This is a genomic window from Egbenema bharatensis FJBBOT/2019, from assembly GCF_048077055.1.
Taxonomy (GTDB): Bacteria; Cyanobacteriota; Cyanobacteriia; order Elainellales; family Elainellaceae; genus Egbenema; species Egbenema bharatensis.
The window spans coordinates 3,442,521-3,461,599 of the sequence record NZ_CP182236.1 but is presented as its reverse complement, the minus strand read 5'-3'; the positions used below and the strand labels follow the sequence as shown (position 1 = coordinate 3,461,599).

Here is a 19,079-nt window from a genome sequence, read left to right as displayed (position 1 = left end):
CAATTAATTAGTAGAAAAAATAAATAAACTTCACAAAGAAGTATTGCAACCTTTGTAAAGTCTTTGCTGTAGCAAACGGGGAGGAGGCAATCTCTCCGTTAGAGTGGAAATAGGTTCAATTTTTCCTTAATTTATCCTCTAATTTGATTTTTCAGAAATTCGCTTTCTGTTTTAATCCTGTTTTTAGATTTTGAAAACTGTGCTTAAGAATTTTGTTTTGCGAGAGGATTATCTGCGGTGTTTAATTCTTTGTTTGGTGTATCATCCTCAACTGATTTGATTAAGAAAGTCTTACGGTTAATTGGCCCAACTGTTGGAAGTACATTATTAGCAGGACTCCCCCTCTCAACCCTACTGGTCAATGGAATTTCGTCTGCCCATAGTTTTGAAGTTCCAGACCATCTGATGCTGCATCTCGCCTCACCTTCAGGATCTCAGCCGTCGATCGCCCCAACCGCCGCAGTGGCTGAAATCAACCATACGCAGTTCCACTCCGCCCAAATAACGCCTTCTCAGCAGGCAACCCGTTCCCAGCCGTTTGAAGATGGTGTGTATCTTTACGGTCAATCTCCCGAGCGCGATCAGATTGGTTCTGCCTACATGATCTTTGAGGTAACGCAGGGTGAAGTCGTTGGTGCTTTTTATATGCCCAGGTCTTCCTTTGATTGCTTCTATGGCGACTTCCAGGTAGACCGAATGGCCCTCACGGTGATTGATAGCTACGAGCAGACATCCCATCCCTATGCCGTTGCCCTGGAACCCACCGATACCCTAGCGGCAACAGAAGCGGAGGTGACCCCGGTTGGACTAGAAGGTTTTCATCAGATTGAGAATCCTTCAGAGAATGATTTGCGTATTCTATCGACCTGTCAGTCTGATTTTCAGTGACGATCGCAGTTTCAGCCAATGCTCAAGCAGGTTGCGAATCTTGGGCTCAATCAGTGATCTAGGACTTTGCGGCAGGAATCTGCTTCCCCCATTGCCTCCTGCTCCTATCTCCTTTTGGAACCCCTGAAAAGTTAACCAAACTGACATTAGGGGCTGTTTGCAAAAGCATTCTAGATCACAGTGCATTTTGCCTGTGTTTGATAGGGTATTGGCGTTCAGGGCGGGTTACGGACTGACTGATTAAGGATTCTGCCTTGGGGAGAAAACTTCGCTCCCCGATTTCACCTGAGGTGGGGCCAGCCCTCTCTCAATGCAGGTGTCGGCTGGGGAGGGTGGGAGCATCCCATGGATACCAATCGATCGATTCCTGTAACGCAGGTATTTTGCCTGGCAGGCAGAATTTGTCATGTAAATTTTGTCATGTAAATGTAAATTTGGCATGCAGCCGTAGATAGTTTTGTCCGTCAATGAGGATTGATCGTCAACCAATGATTAGTTTTAAATTCTACCTTCAGTCATGCAGGATTTTGCATTCTAACAACCTCTTGAACTACCGGGTAAGCCTTGATTGAATTGCTACTAAAACTCAGCGAAATGACTCACGCAGAAAGTAATCAAACTATCAGTAATCTTATATTGCAGGTTGTCCCATTTGCGGCAGCACAATCTGCCATTCGATCGATTCGCTATCAGGTTTTTCATGTAGAACAGGGCGTTGCCCTGGACATTGATTTTGATGGGTTGGATGAAGCGTCGATGCATGTTGTCGCCTATCAGGCAGATCAGGCGGTTGGCACCACTAGAATTCGCATGCTAACCGATCGCCTGGCCAAAATTGAACGGGTGGCTGTCCTGTCTGTCCATCGAGGCCGGGGTTTGGGAAAAATGCTGATGACTACTGCGGTGGACTATCTGGATCAGCAGGCGATCCCTGAAATCAAGCTGAATGCGCAAATGCAGGTCAAAGCGTTCTACGAAAAGTTGGGATTTGTTCCCTATGGTGAACCCTTTGATGAAGCCGGGATTTTACACATCGAAATGCGGCGATCGCTACAGTAAATTACCGGCAATTCAGGTAAACATACAAGTGTAGTGAACAATACCAAAAATCTATCTCTGGGTTGACGCGAAACGAGAGGCGAGTATTGATTGATTAATTTAAGGAAAACTTCTGTTTCTTGAAGGACATAAGAATTGATTTTCTCCCTATGGGGATCAATTCTTACACTAAGTGAATTGCCGATATCTGGATTGGAAAAGCTTTGTAAGTCAATCGTTTTCAATGAACTCTTTGACTGATTTGAAGCAGACGCGCTCACAAAAAATTAATAAAAATACAAGAGTGGATGCGTTTGGTTTGAGTCGGTAATTTGAGCAATTCTACACACTAAAATCAGCCATTGGGTCAGTTGAAATTCCAATCACGATTTGTCATTATGAGCAATATAAGGGTAAGAAACAGTAATTCAAGTTCGTGCTTTTCAATACAGTTCAGTGTTTAGTCATTTAATTTAAAGAAACTTATGAAAACCCTCAACGAATGTCCTTGCTGTTCTGAACAACTATTACGTCATGCCCGGCATGGGCAAGTTTACTGGTTCTGCCTTCATTGCCGTCAAGAGATGCCCAACTTAACAACGGTCGTTGCAGCCAGCAGCAAGTCCACACCGCCCAAGGAGCGGGTGACACACCTACTGAATTTAGTTTAAAAAACTCTTTTTTGGGATGCTACTGTCGGGTCAACAAACATTACAACTAAATAATCCCTGAAATTGAGCTAGTTCATTGCTGGCTCAATTTTTTGTTTGACTTATTTTTTGTGGCTACTATTCGAGACTGAGTTGAGCCAAAATCTTAAAGAAAATAAATTTTTCTCTGGGGCAAGCAGAATAGAATGAATGAGCTTTTTGCTGTGTGCAGTGTCCAATGTGCTCACAGGATGTTTAAAAAGTGGTCTGTTGTGACTTTAGGTACGTTGATCCTCCCTACCTCCCCTTAAAAACGGGAGAACCGGATCGGAAGTCCCCCTTTTGAAGGGGGATTTAGGGGGATCTAAATCGTTTTACTACCAACAGCAAGACTCTTTAAAGCATCCTCCTGTAGTCTTTCAAGATTTTCGCCTATCCTAAAGCTGTTTATGGCAATATCATTCTATTCGGAGCCGTTGTTTTACCCTGGCCCTCTCAATGCCCTGAGACTCTATTTAGCGGCAGAGAACTTTAACCTGGAAGAGCAGGGGCGAGCCGTCGGGGAGCTAATCTTGTTCGCTTGGGCGGTTCATATTGTGGATTGGGGCCTTGGTAGAGGTGCGTTTAGCTGGGCATTCGGCATTCGACCCAGGGAGATTACCGGGCTATTTGGAGTTGTCTGCGCCCCATTTCTCCACAGTGTCCGCTTTAAAAATGGGCAACCGGACAACTCCCACATTATTAGCAACACGGTATTCTTTGTGATTCTGGGACTGTTCATTGCTGTGCAAGGACTCCGGCTGTTTTATGTCGTTTCAGTCATTTCAGCCCTGTTTAGTGGTTTAGGAACATGGCTATTTGGGCGGGAGGGAAGCCCACATATTGGAGCCAGTGGTGTGATCTATGGCTATATTGGCTTTTTGCTGGTCTATGGATTGGTTTCGCGGAACATCCTGGCAATGGCCTTGGGGATCGTCACGTTTCTGCTCTACGGCAGGTACATTATCGGGATTCTGCCTACTCGACCCGATATCTCCTGGGAAGGGCATTTGTTCGGCTTTATTGGCGGAGTGTTTGCAGCCTACCTGGTCAGCTATATCAGGGTGTTTTGAACCACAAGCCAGTCAGTGCCGAGTTATGGATTTAATCACCCTGGGGAACGCAAATTTAATCACCTGGAATTCTTGTGGGGTGGGCATCTTGCTTGCCCAGTCAGGAAGGTAGAGTACTGTACAGGTTGTTTAATCCATGATCCTTAGCGACCGAGCGACGGCTCGACCAGGCACGGCAGTTCATAGAGCACCTGCTCAGAACAAATCTTGAACGCTGGATCAAGCCACACTAGGGAAGCCTTAGAAACGATGCCCGACTCTAGTGTCACCAGGGAAAAGTTGCGAATTCGTCCAGCCGCAGTGGTTTTGATGCGAGGAACACTGGCGGCATTCAAATGCACCGTACCGTGAGGGTCAACCGCAACCATTTTGCGAAGTTGCTCCTTGGTGTGCCGCAATTGGTGGTGCATATGGCCAAAGGTGACTAGCGGAATTGTTTTACCAGAAGCACGAGTTTGATGGATTGCGGTTGACAAATCCGGATCGCCATGATCTCCACCGATCGGCTGCCAATCCTTACCACATGGATCTTCAGCAGCTTCCCCTAATCCCTTGGGGCCACAGTGCCCAACAAAAATTACATGGTCATAGGCCGTACGTTGACTCGCCTGGACAATCTGCTGAGTCGATTCCTCGAAATTGCGGACTCCATAGCGAGATTCATAAAAAGTCTGATTTTTCCACTGAGACCCGCCCCAGCTAAAGGGGCGACCCCCCACCACGGAAAGCTGGAATTCTGGAAAGTCCAGGCTCCCATAACCAACGTGTGCTTCCCCCAACAGATCGAGCTGTTGCTGTACCCAATCCTCAGTCTGGCGATCGTAGGGACATTTCTTCTGTCCCCAGTCAGTTGCACTATACCAGGCATCATGATTTCCCAGGATGACCGCTTTGGGTAGGGACAGGGCGGCAATCAGTCGCACCACTTCAACGGACTCATTCCCAAAATCTCCGACAAACAGGGCTAAATCAACTCCCAACTGTTTTAGAGCTACTTCATCCTCTGCTTCCCAAAGATCATGAACATCTCCAATAACGGCGATCGTGAGCGATGACGATGGGGATGGTTCCTGATGTGGCTGGAAGGGATGAGTGCTAGTCATACTAACTCCAAAAGGCATTTCTCTCCAGAATAGTGAGCTTTTTACACTTTCACATATTTCTAGAGAGAAGAGAGGTAGTTTGGCCGATTTTCTTTGGCTGTTTTTTGACATATGGAATATCAGCACAAATATTCAGCCATCTGTTTTCTCAATATATGGACGTAAATCGTTTAGATCGATGTAGCGATCGGTTGCATTCCGCAGTTCTCGCGCGATCATGCCCTCTGTGGAAACAACCGTAATGTGAGTATTTTTAGAGCGCAGTAGCTCGATCGCCCGCTCAAAATCTCCATCACCGCTGAACAAAATGACGCGATCGTACTGATCAACCGTATTGAACATATCTACAACAATTTCTATGTCCAAATTTGCCTTCTGAGAAATCCGACCTGAGTTGTCATCGTAGTATTCCTTGAGCACTTTAACTCGGACGGTATAACCCAAGCTAATAAGTGCGTCTCTAAAGCCACGCTGATCTTGATGATCTTTCAACCCCGTATACCAAAAAGCGTTGATCAGCATCACTTCTGGATCATGGGTGAAATATTCTAATACTCGCCTTGGATCGAAAAACCAGCCATTCTTCTGCTGAGCGTAGAACATATTGTTCCCGTCTATAAATATGGAGAGACGGTTCATAACAGACGACATAGAAAATAACCTAAGTTTTCTGGCAGAGAAGTCCATTAATTCACTCAATCCTGACAGTTTCCTCACCGCTAATTTGCGCTCAAGATACGCTTGTGCTCAAGATAAGCTTAGAGATTCTTAGCCGACAGACAACATCGCCAGTTTGACTTAGCCCAACAAGCCTCGCCGTTAGCTTCATCATCTATCACCCTAGCCATTGAAAGCACTACAAAAAACATAGCACTGAACAATAGCTAGATAATTCAGCCTTTTGGTAGAGTACAGCCTACCAGGCTGTCAAAGAGACAGACAAACGCAATGATCAATATCAATGATCAACGTATTCTCACAATCATCAGGGCAGTTTTATTCAATCAAGTTGAATAAGGGTGAAGCTAATCGCTCTAGCAGATCAAATGTTTAAGCGTAAATTCAATCATACTGTAGCTCACCAAATTTATACCAAAGCAGCAGACTATGACTGAGCATTTGGATACAAAGACCCACCCTCTTCTATCATTGCAAATACGAGTTTAAACCTATCGCTACATTGCATTTTTGTCCCTTTAGCATTTGATTGAGTCAGCTGGATTTAGCGACTCTAAAAGCAGATAAGCGTTTAATTTATCCTAAATATTATAGATAAATTTACCACTGCCCATCCGGACTTTGCATCTGCCTAGAGGTAGGAACACCAGTCGCTCCAACTTCCAGCATAAAGCTTGCCGTTCTGTCCAGCCATCTCCAAAGATAAAAGGTTAACGCAAGCAGTTACACCAGAACCACAGTAAACAATAATTTCCTGGATTCCCGCTAAACTTGCCCATCGTTGTTTTTGAACAGAGGAGGGACAAAGATAGCCCTGGGAATTTGTCACTTCTGTCCAGGGATAGTTCATTGCTCCTGAAATGTGACCTGCAACAGGGTCAATGGGTTCCCGTTCCCCACGATATCGCTCAGCTTCTCGTGAATCGATCAGGGCAATTTCTAGTTTGTCCTTCTGGGTTTTCACAGTTTCCCGATCTACAACCCAGTTAGACTGTATCCGGGGAACAAATGTGCCAGGGTTGGTTTTAGGATGGGAAGCCTCAGATGTGACTGGATAGCCTGCCGCTTGCCATCCCGCAAAGCCCCCATCTAATACAGCCACTCGATCGTGCCCTAAAAATCTCAGCAACCACCATAAACGCGCTGCAAAGGCAAAGCGAGAATCATCATAGGCAATGACCCACGTTGCCGATTGTCCATTTCCCGACCGTACCCCGATCGTTTCCAGCTTGGCAGCGAGTTGCTCAGGCTCCGGTAAAGGATGTCGTCCCCCATGCCGTTGAACTGGGCCCGACAGATCCTGATTCAGGTCTAAATAAAAAGCTCCCGGAATGTGGCTGGTTTGATAGTGCCATCGCCCAAGCTGGGGCTGCGCCAGGTCAAATCGGCAATCGATAATCACCACTCGGTCATCATTGAGATATTCAAACAGCTCTGCCGCTGAAACAACGGAACTTCGCTGGTTCTCGCTGGAGGGATCCTCCAGGTTTGGTTGATTCATAGGGTTACTTTTCCCTTGCAAACGAATACGAACGACAATCAGTACTATTTATTCTCTACGAAGTAGCACAAAAAGTAGAACACCCAAACTGAATCGTAACCTCAAATTCGGAAAATCAAGTGGAGAAAATCAATATTGAAACATTACGAAGTTCATGAGTTTTCATGAGGCAGCAATCTGGTGAGATAAAAATGGAGTAAATCTCCGTAAAAAACCTGATCCTTGCCTCCCTGCAATTGCACATACTGGTAGTTGTCTTCTCTTGTTGATGGATGAGGAACTTGCCTAAACGCTCTTCCCCACAGAGGTGAACTGGCCCGACACCAGAGCAATCGGGAAGGATTGTATAGCCATTATGCTGCAAGCTACGCCGTTATGTTCCAAGCTAAGTGTTTCTGCGGATTCGTATAAGAGAACTCCTGTGAACGAATACGACTCTGAAAAGCCGAAAATTTTAGTAGTCGATGATCATCCTTCTAGCCGGATGACTGCGGTTGCCCTTTTGTCTGTCGAAGGATACGAAGTATTAGAGGCGGAAGATGGACAGGCTGCCCTGAACTGCGTGAACGAAGCCGATCCGGATCTCATCTTGCTGGACGTGATGATGCCAGGGATGGATGGCTACGAAGTGTGCCGCCGTTTGAAGCAGGAAGACCATACGCGCTTAATTCCGATCGTGTTCGTGACGGCTTTGAACGATCGCCGGGCCCGGCTCCACGGCATTGAAGTTGGAGGAGATGATTTTCTTTCTAAACCGTTTGATCAGCTTGAACTATCTGCCCGCGTCAAGTCCCTGATTCGGCAGAAACGGCTCAACGAGGATCTCGACCACGCCAGTAAAGTCCTGTTTTCGATCGCCCGTACTATCGAACGTCGAGATCCAAATACCGGCGATCACTGTGAGCGGTTGGTTTTACGCGGCAAATCCTTTGGTGAATATCTCCGGCTTTCCCGCACTGAAGTCCGAGATCTAATGTGGGGGGGGTATTTGCACGATATTGGTAAGGTGGGTATCCCGGATGCTGTGCTGCTAAAAACGGGGAAGTTGTCCCTTGAAGAGTGGGATGTGATGCGGCAGCATGTGTTGATTGGCGAGCAAATTTGTCAGCCATTGCGCACCATGCAAGGCGTGATTCCTATCATCCGCCATCACCATGAACGCTGGGATGGTTCAGGCTATCCCGATGGGCTGAGCGGTGATGCCATTCCGTTTTTAGCCCAGATCTTTCAACTGATTGACATTTACGATGCCCTGTCCCATGAGCGGCCCTATAAGGTTGCATTTACGCCAAAGGAATCTCTGGAAATTATGTTTCAGGAAACGGCAAAAGGTTGGCGAAATCCAGAATTGATGCAAAAATTTGCTGAATTCATTCACCAACAAATTATGACTGCATAGAAAATCCTTACCTTCCCCGAAATCAACTGTCTGAAAGAGGGACAGAAGCACGATATACTCCGTTGGTGAACAGAGAGGACAAAGGAAGTCATGGTAGCGGTAGCAATTCTGGCGGCGGGACGTGGAACGCGGATGAAGTCTCGTTTACCCAAGGTTCTACATTCATTGGGTGGGCGATCGCTACTGGAAAGAGTGTTAGGTTGTGCGAATGGGGTGCAGCCCAGCCGAATTTTGGTGATTGTGGGCTACGGCAGCGATGCAATTAAGGAATCGCTGGCGAATGTAGCGAATGTGGAGTTTGTTGAACAGCGAGAGCAGCTTGGCACGGGACATGCCGTCCAGCAATTGATGCCTCATTTGCAGGGCTTCTCAGATGATTTGTTGATCTTGAATGGAGATGTGCCGCTGCTGCGCGCTGAAACCCTGGATACCTTGCTGCAAGTTCACCGATCCAATCAGAACGCTGCCACTATTCTGACTGCCCAACTGCCCGATGCAAAGGGCTACGGTCGGGTGTTCTGCGATGGGCAAAATTTAGTCACACAAATCATTGAAGATCGAGACTGTACGCCCGCCCAGCGGCAAAATCGTCGGGTCAATGCAGGAATATACTGCTTTCGGTGGTCTGCTTTGGCGCAAGTCTTACCCAAGCTCCAGTCCAATAACGATCAGCAAGAATATTACCTGACGGATGTAGTGAGCTACCTTGACCCGGTGATGGCAGTGGATGTAGCGGATTATCAAGAGATTTTGGGCATTAACGATCGCAAACAGCTTGCCGTTGCATACGATATTCTCCAAACGCGGGTGAAGGATAGCTGGATGACGGCAGGCGTGACGATCGTTGATCCAGATAGCGTGACCATCGACGACACGGTACAGCTAGAGGCAGATGTGGTGATCGAGCCGCAAACCCATCTGCGGGGGCAAACCCTGATCCGCGCCGGTAGTCGCATCGGGCCAGGCAGCCTGATTGAAAACAGCGAGGTTGGTGAATCAACTACCGTGATGTTTTCTGTGGTGTCGGATAGTGTGATCAAACCGCATACTAGAGTCGGCCCCTATGCCCATCTGCGGGGTCACGTTCAGGTTGGAGAGGGCTGCCGCATTGGCAACTTCGTAGAACTAAAAAACTCGACGCTGGGCGATCGCACTAACGTGGCCCACTTGTCCTACCTGGGCGATGCCACTCTGGGTGAGCGGGTGAATGTGGGCGCAGGCACCATTACCGCTAACTACGATGGGGTGCAAAAACATCGAACTGAAATTGGCGATCGCACCAAAACGGGTTCTAATAGCGTCCTAGTGGCTCCCGTCACCATTGGTACCGATGTGACGATCGCAGCAGGATCGACCATCACTGAAGATGTGCCGGATAACAGCCTGGTGATTGCTAGGGCCCGACAGGTAGTGAAGCGGGGATGGCGATTGAAGCAGTGAGTCATATCCTAAGGGCCGCGAATTGAATAATCTGGAATTCTTGTGGGGTGGGCAGCGTTTCGACGGCTCGAGTGAGCCTCGCCGAACTCTGAGCTCAAGCCGAAGTCTGGCCCGCCCAGTCAGCGGAGTAAAACGTTGCACAGGTTATTGAATTCATGATCTTACATAATCGGATCCTTCCTGGCTGGGAGACTACTCGTCAATTGCAGCACCGTTGACTGGTTCAGGCTCTGCAAAATCACCTCCGTATTCCTGGTTGTTAGCGTCAGATCCTTCTCCTGGCTGATCTGCATCCTCTGGTTTTGGCGCATAGTTACCCGGTAGCGATCGTCTGTCTTCCAGCTCAAGCTCCTCCTCACTGGCCGTCTGGCTCGGTAGGATTTGATCAATTTGAATCAGGGCTTCCATCACCGCTCTCACCACCGGAGCCGCAACGGTTGAACCATAGGCATCATTTCCCTGAGGCTCATCCACTACTGCCAGCACAGCATATTGGGGAGCTTCCACGGGAAACAGGCTGACAAAGCTGGTGATTCTAGCATTGGTGTATCCTCCCGTATCAGCTGCTTTTTGGGCTGTTCCGGTTTTCCCAGCAATTCGATAGCCTGGAATCTGAGCCGTCTGACCTGTGCCATCCGTTACCACCTCTTCCATCATTTCCAGGACAGATTGCGCAACATCGGGGGAGAAAATCTGTCGGGGTGCAGGTAGATCAGGACTCCAGGTGACTTTCCCTGCTGGATTGACCAATCCTCGAACCACATGGGGCGTAACCAGCTTGCCGCCGTTCGCTATCATACTGTTGAGTTGAACTAGCTTCATGGGAGTCAGGGAGAAGCCTTGACCGAAGGCGGTTGTGGCTGGTTCAATACTGGCGTTCACAAACTGCGAGTAATTTTTCATCTGCCCATCCACTTCAGCCGGCAGATCAATCCTGGTTTTTTTGTCCAACTCCAACCGCCGGAGCCAACCGTAGTACACACCGGGTTGCAGGGTTTGCATCATGCGTACCATGCCCACATTGCTGGAAAATTGCAGAATTTCACTGACATTCAGCATGCCTCGTCCGCCACTACTCTCAAAGTCGGCGTTTTGAACGGGCCAGCCCCCCACTTCGATCGCCCCTTCATCATAGAAAGTGTCTGTAGAATGAATCGCCCCTGCCTGTAGCGCGATCGCCACGTTAACGGGCTTGAACGTTGAACCCGGTTCGTAGAGATCCGTCAGCACCCAGTTTCGCAGATCCTCCAGGTTGGCTTCGTAGTAGCGATTGGGATCATAGGATGGTTCTGAAACCAGTGACAGGATCGAGCCATCATGGACATCCATGACAATAACGGCCCCCCGTTTTGCCTTATATTTGTCTACCTGCTGCTTCAGGGCCAGACGAGTAGCTCGTTGCAGACGGCTATCCAGAGTCAGTTGTAAACGCAGACCATCGGTTTGCTGCAAAAAGTCGCTGGGTAATCCCATCGGCATGATCATGCCATCCCCCGATCGACTCAGAGTCATTGCCTCGATCGGTTGACGTAACTGATCTTCCAGGCTGTATTCCACGCCAGATTGCCCTTCTCGATCGACATTGACATAACCCACCACATCGGCAAACAAGTCCTGCTGGGGATAGAGGCGTTGTTGTTCCTGCACCAGTTCTAGCCCATCAAACTGGAGGTGAGAAATTTGCCGGGCAACGTCTTCCGTCAACCCATCAATAATCCGCACCCCACTCTCACTACGCTCAAATGCTGCCATGACCGCTTCTGGGCTTTGATTCAACAATGTCGCCACTGATTGGGCAATCTCGTAGGTAGGCTTTTGAAACAGAATGGGATGGGCATACAGGGTATAAACTGGCTGGTCGATCGCCAGTACCGTTTCCTGCCGATCGACAATGGGATGGCGCGGCACCATCGGATTCAGGTAGATCATTTGCTGAGCCTTGGCTCGTTCCTGCAATAGTTCAGCTTGCAGAACCTGAATCCGAAACAAATTCAGCGATAGGAGCAGAACACTTACCATCAGAACGCCCCAGATCATTACCACACGCGGCCTGGACTGGGCTAAGGAGAGCTGTTGGCGCAGCGGCGATCGGAGAAAGGCTGACTGTACCGAGGAGCGGATTGACGATCGGATATTGGCCGATCGAATAGCGGCCGGTCGGGCTGTAGCCGGTGAAGCAGAATGGGACGATCGGCGGTCGGACGGAACGGATGGCTGGGAGGGGGAAGGACTAATCCGCTGCGACCCCCCATCTAACCGACGGGAGATCCGATCAGGAAAAAGTTGGCCCGTTCGGCGGGTACGGGCAGAGATGCGCGGATAGTGGTGATGCGCAGGGTGAGTACTCGGCGGGTTGAGCGGCTTTTGGGATACAGAACGTCGTCGATGGGAGCCAGTGCGACGGCGGTTGGGAGGGCGAAAGGACGGAAATGAAATCGACATGGGCGATCGTCACTATCAATTAAAATGCTGCGAGATGCAAAACCGGGAGCAAAATCACCAGGCATGGTTTCGCTGAATAGCATCAGGGAATGCTACGGGAAGGCTCAATATCCCAGAGGCTTAGCGGGAGCTGGTTGGGATGTTGGATGGTGAGGAGGTTCAGCTGGAGGACGATTGGGGGCAGGAGCCAGGAAAAACGCATTGTTGGGGTCGGGAACCATCAGCCCACTGGTGGGAGACTCGGCTTGCTCCGCCATTTGATTTTTGATGGCTTCGTTTCCAGCAACCAGTTGTCGCTCATGCTTTTGCAAGGTTTCTAATCGACGGTATTCCCGTCCCCATTGCTGTTGAATTACAACAGTCCAACCATAAGCGGCGAGCACCGCTCCCACCAGTAAAAACGTCAACATTAAAGAGGCGCGATGGGTTTTGACCAGTAGGTTTAACCAGCCTGGAATCCCTTGCGTTCTGGGTAACGCTGTCACAACCTTTGGGTCAACAATCGTGGGGGAAGGACTGGTTTGCGGCTGAGTCGCTTGCGAACGCAACGAACTTCGCTCCTCGATCGCAGCAGGGACGGTGGATGAAGCAACTCCTGATTCCCGTGATGAAATGCCCCGTAATGAAGCAGCATTTTGTCTAGAACGGGGTCTCAGTTGCCTTAAATTATCCGATTTAAGAGCCGTAACCATACTCACACCTACTGCGCGACCACATATTTTGCCCGATCATTTGCAATTGTCTTTGCAATTCGTTGTCATTCTGCCCCAACCGTCCAGCCACCGACTTGAACGATCGCTCCAGATATCGTTTTAGATATTGTTCCAGAGCGAATATTGTTCCAGATATAGTACCCACATCGTAGGCAAAATAATTGCCTGCATTTACCAAGTGGAACAGAATGTTCCAAAAGTATAAGGGGGATATGCCGAATCATGGCCGAAAAGTCTGTAAAAATCTGTCGATCGTTTGATCCCCAGGGGTAGTGGTGGGGATCGGTGAACAGGAGTGAGGAGTGAGGGGAGTAGGGAGTGAGGAGTGAGGAGTGAGGAGTGAGGAGTGAGGAGTGAGGAGAGTGGGGAGTGGGGAGAGTGAGGGGAAGTCGGTAGGCAGGAAGAGTGCAGGAGGAGAGAAGGAAGTTTCAGTCGATCGAAAACAAATTGCATTCACGGCAACGCCTGCGTTAGATCCCCCTAAATCCTCCTTAAAAAGGGGGACTTCAACCCCTCTTCGGCTCGGTTTCCCCTTTTCAAGGGGGCTAGGGGGGATCTAAACAGGGTTTGTGATCTACTGAGTTTGTATCATTTACTTATGATGAAGTCAGTCTGCATTCGTTAATCTGTATTAGTCAATCTGGATTACTTGCTTAATTAGTTGCTTACTTAACGATCGCTGTGATGATTCATCTTTCTTCTACCCAAACGGTTGATGCTATTCTTGATCGCGCTCTGGCAGGGCAGGATTTGTCGGAAGCTGAAGGGTTGGTTTTACTGCAACAGACCGAGGGAGGGGCGATCGAGGCGATTCGGGAAACAGCCGATCGGTTGCGGCAACGGCAGGTGGGAGAGGTTGTCACCTATGTTATTAATCGCAATATCAATTTCACTAATATCTGTGAGCAGCATTGCAGCTTCTGCGCGTTTCGGCGGGATCCGGGAGAGACGGGTGCTTATTGGTTAGATGAATCGGTGATTTTGGAGAAAACGACGGATGCGGTACAGCGAGGGGCAACAGAAATTTGTATGCAGGGGGGGCTGAATCCTCAGGCGACCATAGACGGCTCGGTATTGAAGTACTACCTGCAACTGGTGCGATTCATTAAAGCAGCCTTCCCTGAACTACACCTGCATGCTTTCTCGCCACAGGAGGTGCAGTTTATCGCCAGGATTGATGGCTTGAGCTATGCCGAGGTAATTGCAGCCCTGCAAGCGGCTGGAGTGGGTTCGATGCCAGGAACGGCGGCTGAGGTGTTGAGTGATGAGGTGCGCCGGGTCATCTGTCCTGAAAAAATTAATACGGCAACCTGGTTAGAAGTAGTAGAAACGGCCCATCGGTTAGGGATGCCTACCACCAGCACGATGCTGTCTGGACATATTGAAACATCAGCCCAACAAATTCGCCATCTTTCCGCCCTCCGATCGCTGCAACAGGCCGCAGTAGAACGAGGCGATCGAGGTATCACAGAATTTATTTTGCTACCTTTTGTGGGTCAGGATGCACCCAAACCGCTGCGTCGTCGGGTCGGCCGAGATCAACCGATTTTGTCGGATGCGCTCTTGTTAATGGCTGTGGCTCGGATTTTTCTGGGCAATTGGATCGTGAATCATCAACCGAGTTGGGTGAAGCTGGGATTAGATGGAGCAACGACGGCACTCACCTGGGGATGTAACGATATCGGCGGCACTCTCATGGAAGAACACATTACTTCAATGGCAGGGGCGCAGGGGGGAACCTGTATGGATGTGGAGGCATTACAACAGGCGATTCAGGCAATCGATCGCCCTGCCCAGCAAAGAGACACATTGTATGGAAGGATAACCAGGCAAACCGTCAAGAATGAGTAGGGAATCAGAACACGATTGCAGGACACGCCCACTCAGTCTAGCGGGCACCTGTTGTAGCCGGAACTCTTGGGGTCACCCTCAAGCATCTTCCTGCATTATCTCTGATGGGCATGGAAAGTATGTCAATAGAGTATGTCAATATTAGATCTACCTCTGACTTGCCATTACCCTGGTTGGATTGAGGTTATTCTACTTGCACCGCTGTTCAGCCCGCCTCAGGGCATTTTGCGATCGCCTTTTCTGAAACCCTCTACCCTGTCAAGCAGAACTAGGAAGCCATGACTCCTGTTAGTGGACGAATTCGTGAATTTCATTGGAGTTGGAAGAAGAAACCTGTCACCGCAATCTATGAAGTGATTGGGGAAGGTAAGCCCATCCTGATGCTGCCTGCCTTCAGCAGCGTTTCGACCCGTGATGAACTTCGAGGTTTGACCCAGCAGCTTGCTGAGCGGTATCAGGTTGTAATGTTGGATTGGCCGGGATTTGGAGAGTCTAGTCGTCCCTGGTTTAACTACCGTCCCGCCCTTTACCAGGCATTTCTCAAAGACTTTGTGAGCACCGTCTTCACGGAACCTGTAGTCGTTATTGCCTGTGGTCATGGAGCGGGGTACGTGATGAAATTAGCCCAACGTCAACCGCCAGTATGGTCGTGGGTCGTACTGGTTGCTCCCACCTGGCGTGGTCCGCTGCCTACGGCAATGGGGGAACATCGCTGGTTCTACAACTTGCTCAGATTCCTGATCAAATTACCTCTGATTGGGCAGTTCCTCTACTTGCTTAATACGCTGCCGCCTTTCCTGCACTTCATGTATCGTCGGCATGTGTTTGCAGATGAAAAGAATGTGACGCGATCGTTGATTCAGCAAAAGTACAAAACCACGCAAAAATGGGGAGCCAGACACGCCTCAGCGGCCTTTGTGACGGGCGCACTCGATCCAGTTCGCAATCGCAGCGACTTTGTTGATTTTTTCCAGCCCCTGCCCCCCCTACCTGTGATGTTAGTGATTGGAGAGCAAACACCCCCTAAATCGCTGGCTGAAATGGAGTTTTTGGCCCACTTTACAGGCGTACAAGTGTCCCGAATACCAGGTTCTCTGGGACTGCACGAAGAGTATCCCAATGAATTGGCCAGCGCCATTCTGCCGTTCTTGAATAAATATCTGTCCTGAATCAATCCTTACTGAGGCTCGCTATGGCCACTCAGCTCCGCGTTACTAAACCCATCAGCCAAATGTGGTTTGCTCCAGGCAGCCTGGTTTCCATTCCCGATGTGAGCTGGCAGGAGTTTGAAACAATTTTGCAGGAGTTAGGGGAGAAGCGATCGGCGCGAATTGCTTACAGTCATGGCACGTTGGAAATTATGGTTCCGCTTCCTGAACATGAACTGCCTCGAGATCTCATTTCCGATATTGTCAAAATCTTACTCAAATGGACAGGTAGACGATATCAGCCCTTTGGTTCAACGACCTTCAAGCGAGAAGGAGCCGCAGGGGTTGAACCGGATGCTTGCTTCTATATCGAACATTATCAGCAGATGATTGGTCGGCGACGGCTGGAACCCGATGACCCGCCTCCCGATTTGGCGATCGAAACCGATGTCACCTCCAAAACCACGCTGGGTGCCTATGAAGCGATCGGGGTTCCAGAACTGTGGATTTATGCAAGTTCTGCCCTCAAAATCTATTTACTTCAAGATAAACACTATATTCAATCGGATACAAGTCCAACTTTTCCCGATATTCCCGTGACAGCATGGATCTCCCAGGCGATCGATCGGGCTTGGGAAGTCGGAAGCGTTCAGGCTTTGGAGGAGTTTGCTGGAAAGCTGGAAGCGTAGAAGGAAACTTAAAGAAGGAAACTTGAAGAAGGAAACTTAAAAAGGGCAGGCAAGATGCCCACCCTCCAAGGAATTGATAATTGTAACTATTATGCCTCAGTCGTTTCAGCTTCGCTACCCGGTAAACGCTTGGCGCGATCGGGCTTAAGAACCAGCACTCCCAATGGGGGAAGACACAAATCCAGGGAGTAGGGACGATTGTGGAACGACCATTCCTCAGCCCACTTACCGCCGAGGTTGCCCATATTGCTACCACCGTACTCCCGGGAGTCGCTGTTGAACAACTCAATGTAGAAGCCCATTTCAGGCACACCAACCCGGTAATGGGAATGGGGTTGCGGCGTGAAATTACAAACCACAATCACATAATCTTCCGGGTCTTCCTTCGCCTTGCGCACAAAGGACACCACGCTATGACGTTGGTCATTACAGTCAATCCACTCAAAACCGTCGTAGGAGAAATCTTGAGTGAAGAGGGCAGGTTGACTCTTGTAAAGGTCATTCAGGCGACTCATGAAGTACTTCAACTGCTGGTGGGGTTCGTAATTTAGCAGATGCCATTCCAAATCGCCCCAGACGTTCCATTCACTCCACTGACCAAACTCCATACTCATAAACAAGGTCTTTTTACCCGGATGGGTGAACATGTAAGTATAGAGGGAGCGGAGGTTAGCAAATTTCTGCCATTCATCTCCCGGCATTTTGCCGATCATTGGGCTCTTACCGTGTACCACCTCATCGTGGGACAACGCCAGCATGAAGTTCTCGCTGAAGGCGTACATAATGCTGAAGGTGACGTTGTTCTGGTGGAACTGGCGGAACCAGGGATCCATGTGGAAGTAATCCAACATATCGTGCATCCAACCCATGTTCCACTTCAGGTTGAAGCCTAACCCGCCCACATAGGTGGGCCAGGACACCATCGGCCAGGTGGTAGATTCTTCAGCAACGCTTAACGCACCGGGATAGTAGCTGAAGACCAGGTGATTCATCTGACGCAGGAAATCAGCCGCTTCAATGTTTTCTCGACCGCCATACTGGTTGGGAATCCATTCTCCGGCCGGGCGCAAATAATCGAGGTAGAGCATGGAAGCCACTGCATCCACCCGAATCCCGTCAATATGATATTTGTCGAACCAGAATAGGGCGTTTGCGACCAGGAAATTCCGAACTTCGTTGCGTCCGTAGTCAAAAACCAGCGTTCCCCATTCCTTGTGTTCCCCCTTGCGAGGGTCAGGATATTCGTATAAGTGCGTTCCATCAAAGAAGGCGAGTCCGTGTCCATCTTTGGGGAAATGTCCCGGAACCCAATCGACAATGACTCCAATATTATTCTGGTGGCATTTGTCAATGAAGTACATCAAATCCTGCGGCGTGCCGAATCGGGAGGTGGCAGCGTAGTATCCTGTCACCTGATAACCCCAAGAACCGTCGAAGGGATGCTCGGCCACTGGCAGCAGTTCCAGATGGGTATAGCCCAATTCCTTGACGTAGGGAATGAGCTTGTCTGCCAGTTCACGGTAGGTCAGGAACCTAGCCCCAGGCTTCAAATCCGCCACGATAACTGGAGGAACGGGATTCCCCTCTGCATCGATCGCCGGCTCATCCGCATTTCCGTGCATCCAGGAACCCAGATGAACTTCGTAGACTGAAATCGGCTGCGTCAGAGGATCTGTATGGCGGCGATACTCCATCCAATCCGCATCCTGCCACTCATAGGAATCCAAATCAGCAACGATCGAAGCCGTTTTAGGACGAACTTCCTGCTGGAAACCGTAGGGATCAGACTTTTCGTAGATATGGCCGTGGTGATTCTTAATTTCGTATTTGTAAGCCGTTCCAAAGGCAATATCTGGAATGAAAAGCTCCCAAATTCCGTTGTTTCTGACCCGCATTTGGTGATGCCGTCCATCCCAGCGGTTGAAGTCACCCAGAACAGAAACATTTCTGGCATTGGGTGCCCAGACTGCAAAGTACACCCCTTTCACGCCATCTACTTCGGCTGCGTGAGCACCCATTTTTTCGTAGATGCGATGGTGATTACCTTCGGCAAATAGATGAATGTCGAAATCGGTGAGTAGTGGCGATCGAAACGCATAGGGATCGTAGATGACCCGCTCATGCTCTCCCTCTTTCACACGAAGCTGATAGTTCTTCAAGTGCTCCCGTTCTAAAACGCACTCAAAGAAGTTGGGATGATGAACAGACTGCATCGGATAATCTTTCCGTTCCTCTGGGCAAACCACCCACGCCTCACTCGCATGAGGCAGGTAAGCTCTCACCGCCCAGACGGACTTCCCGTTTTGCTGGATCTGGTGCGGGCCAAGGACTTCAAAAGGGTCGTGGTGCTGGTTCCAAACAATCCGGTCAATCTGTTCTGGAGCAACGGTCATGGGCATGAAGTCACCTACCTATATCTGTATTTAA

General features: G+C 49.3%; 17 protein-coding genes. 9 read left to right on the top strand and 8 right to left on the bottom strand.

What is annotated here, in order from left to right:
* The first annotated feature begins 237 nt into the window (after nucleotides 1-237).
* The 4 genes from ACM1PF_RS16035 (at nucleotide 238) to ACM1PF_RS16020 (ending at nucleotide 3,688) form a co-directional block, all read left to right on the top strand.
* On the top strand, nucleotides 238-888 hold the full coding sequence (locus ACM1PF_RS16035; protein WP_416676291.1) for a hypothetical protein: 651 nt from the start codon (nucleotides 238-240) through the stop codon (nucleotides 886-888).
* Nucleotides 889-1,482: 594 nt separating this feature from the next.
* Entirely contained in the window at nucleotides 1,483-1,947 is a 465-nt protein-coding gene (locus ACM1PF_RS16030) for a GNAT family N-acetyltransferase (protein ID WP_416676290.1), read from the top strand.
* Nucleotides 1,948-2,411: 464 nt separating this feature from the next.
* Entirely contained in the window at nucleotides 2,412-2,597 is a 186-nt protein-coding gene (locus tag ACM1PF_RS16025) for a hypothetical protein (RefSeq protein ID WP_416676289.1), read from the top strand.
* A 428-nt stretch (nucleotides 2,598-3,025) separates the two neighbouring features.
* Nucleotides 3,026-3,688 carry a rhomboid family intramembrane serine protease gene (locus ACM1PF_RS16020; protein ID WP_416676288.1) on the top strand — a complete coding sequence of 221 codons (663 nt, stop codon included), beginning with the start codon at nucleotides 3,026-3,028 and terminating at the stop codon, nucleotides 3,686-3,688.
* 143 nt (nucleotides 3,689-3,831) lie between these two features.
* Here ACM1PF_RS16020 and ACM1PF_RS16015 read toward each other — a convergent pair whose 3' ends face one another.
* The 3 genes from ACM1PF_RS16015 to ACM1PF_RS16005 all read right to left on the bottom strand — a co-directional run bounded on the left by ACM1PF_RS16015 (nucleotide 3,832) and on the right by ACM1PF_RS16005 (nucleotide 6,970).
* The gene (locus ACM1PF_RS16015; protein WP_416676287.1) at nucleotides 3,832-4,791 is read right to left on the bottom strand and encodes a TIGR04168 family protein; all 960 of its coding nucleotides are present in this window, start codon (nucleotides 4,789-4,791) and stop codon (nucleotides 3,832-3,834) included.
* 132 nt (nucleotides 4,792-4,923) lie between these two features.
* Nucleotides 4,924-5,442 (bottom strand): LabA-like NYN domain-containing protein, encoded by a 519-nt coding sequence (locus ACM1PF_RS16010; RefSeq protein ID WP_416676286.1) that lies wholly within the window; start codon nucleotides 5,440-5,442, stop codon nucleotides 4,924-4,926.
* Between the two features lie 658 nt (nucleotides 5,443-6,100).
* Entirely contained in the window at nucleotides 6,101-6,970 is an 870-nt protein-coding gene (locus ACM1PF_RS16005; RefSeq protein ID WP_416676285.1) for a sulfurtransferase, read from the bottom strand.
* 355 nt (nucleotides 6,971-7,325) lie between these two features.
* Here ACM1PF_RS16005 and ACM1PF_RS16000 point away from each other — a divergent pair, with 355 nt between their 5' ends.
* Complete coding sequence (locus ACM1PF_RS16000) at nucleotides 7,326-8,369, top strand: response regulator (RefSeq protein WP_416676284.1); 1,044 nt, start codon at nucleotides 7,326-7,328, stop codon at nucleotides 8,367-8,369.
* A gap of 90 nt (nucleotides 8,370-8,459) precedes the next feature.
* Nucleotides 8,460-9,809 carry a bifunctional UDP-N-acetylglucosamine diphosphorylase/glucosamine-1-phosphate N-acetyltransferase GlmU gene (gene glmU / locus ACM1PF_RS15995; protein WP_416676283.1) on the top strand — a complete coding sequence of 450 codons (1,350 nt, stop codon included), beginning with the start codon at nucleotides 8,460-8,462 and terminating at the stop codon, nucleotides 9,807-9,809.
* 192 nt (nucleotides 9,810-10,001) lie between these two features.
* Here the strand turns inward: glmU and ACM1PF_RS15990 are convergent, their stop codons facing one another.
* The 4 genes from ACM1PF_RS15990 to ACM1PF_RS15975 all read right to left on the bottom strand — a co-directional run bounded on the left by ACM1PF_RS15990 (nucleotide 10,002) and on the right by ACM1PF_RS15975 (nucleotide 13,421).
* Nucleotides 10,002-12,251, bottom strand: coding sequence for a peptidoglycan D,D-transpeptidase FtsI family protein (locus ACM1PF_RS15990; protein ID WP_416676282.1), 2,250 nt, complete (start codon nucleotides 12,249-12,251; stop codon nucleotides 10,002-10,004).
* A 104-nt stretch (nucleotides 12,252-12,355) separates the two neighbouring features.
* The gene (locus ACM1PF_RS15985; protein ID WP_416676281.1) at nucleotides 12,356-12,943 is read right to left on the bottom strand and encodes a hypothetical protein; all 588 of its coding nucleotides are present in this window, start codon (nucleotides 12,941-12,943) and stop codon (nucleotides 12,356-12,358) included.
* Entirely contained in the window at nucleotides 12,927-13,109 is a 183-nt protein-coding gene (locus ACM1PF_RS15980) for a hypothetical protein (protein ID WP_416676280.1), read from the bottom strand. Before ACM1PF_RS15980 ends, ACM1PF_RS15985 begins: the two co-directional genes overlap by 17 nt.
* Before the next feature lie 75 nt (nucleotides 13,110-13,184).
* Nucleotides 13,185-13,421 (bottom strand): hypothetical protein, encoded by a 237-nt coding sequence (locus ACM1PF_RS15975; RefSeq protein ID WP_416676279.1) that lies wholly within the window; start codon nucleotides 13,419-13,421, stop codon nucleotides 13,185-13,187.
* A 227-nt stretch (nucleotides 13,422-13,648) separates the two neighbouring features.
* On the opposite strand from ACM1PF_RS15975, the gene cofH reads away from it, so the two are divergent.
* The 3 genes from cofH (at nucleotide 13,649) to ACM1PF_RS15960 (ending at nucleotide 16,652) form a co-directional block, all read left to right on the top strand.
* Nucleotides 13,649-14,815 (top strand): 7,8-didemethyl-8-hydroxy-5-deazariboflavin synthase subunit CofH, encoded by a 1,167-nt coding sequence (gene cofH, locus ACM1PF_RS15970; RefSeq protein ID WP_416676673.1) that lies wholly within the window; start codon nucleotides 13,649-13,651, stop codon nucleotides 14,813-14,815.
* A 278-nt stretch (nucleotides 14,816-15,093) separates the two neighbouring features.
* Nucleotides 15,094-15,984, top strand: coding sequence for an alpha/beta fold hydrolase (locus ACM1PF_RS15965; protein WP_416676278.1), 891 nt, complete (start codon nucleotides 15,094-15,096; stop codon nucleotides 15,982-15,984).
* A 23-nt stretch (nucleotides 15,985-16,007) separates the two neighbouring features.
* Nucleotides 16,008-16,652, top strand: a complete 645-nt coding sequence (locus tag ACM1PF_RS15960; protein WP_416676277.1) for a Uma2 family endonuclease — start codon at nucleotides 16,008-16,010, stop codon at nucleotides 16,650-16,652.
* An 89-nt stretch (nucleotides 16,653-16,741) separates the two neighbouring features.
* On the opposite strand, the gene glgB is transcribed toward ACM1PF_RS15960, so the two are convergent.
* Nucleotides 16,742-19,051 carry a 1,4-alpha-glucan branching enzyme gene (gene glgB, locus ACM1PF_RS15955; RefSeq protein WP_416676276.1) on the bottom strand — a complete coding sequence of 770 codons (2,310 nt, stop codon included), beginning with the start codon at nucleotides 19,049-19,051 and terminating at the stop codon, nucleotides 16,742-16,744.
* Between the last annotated feature and the right edge of the window lie 28 nt (nucleotides 19,052-19,079).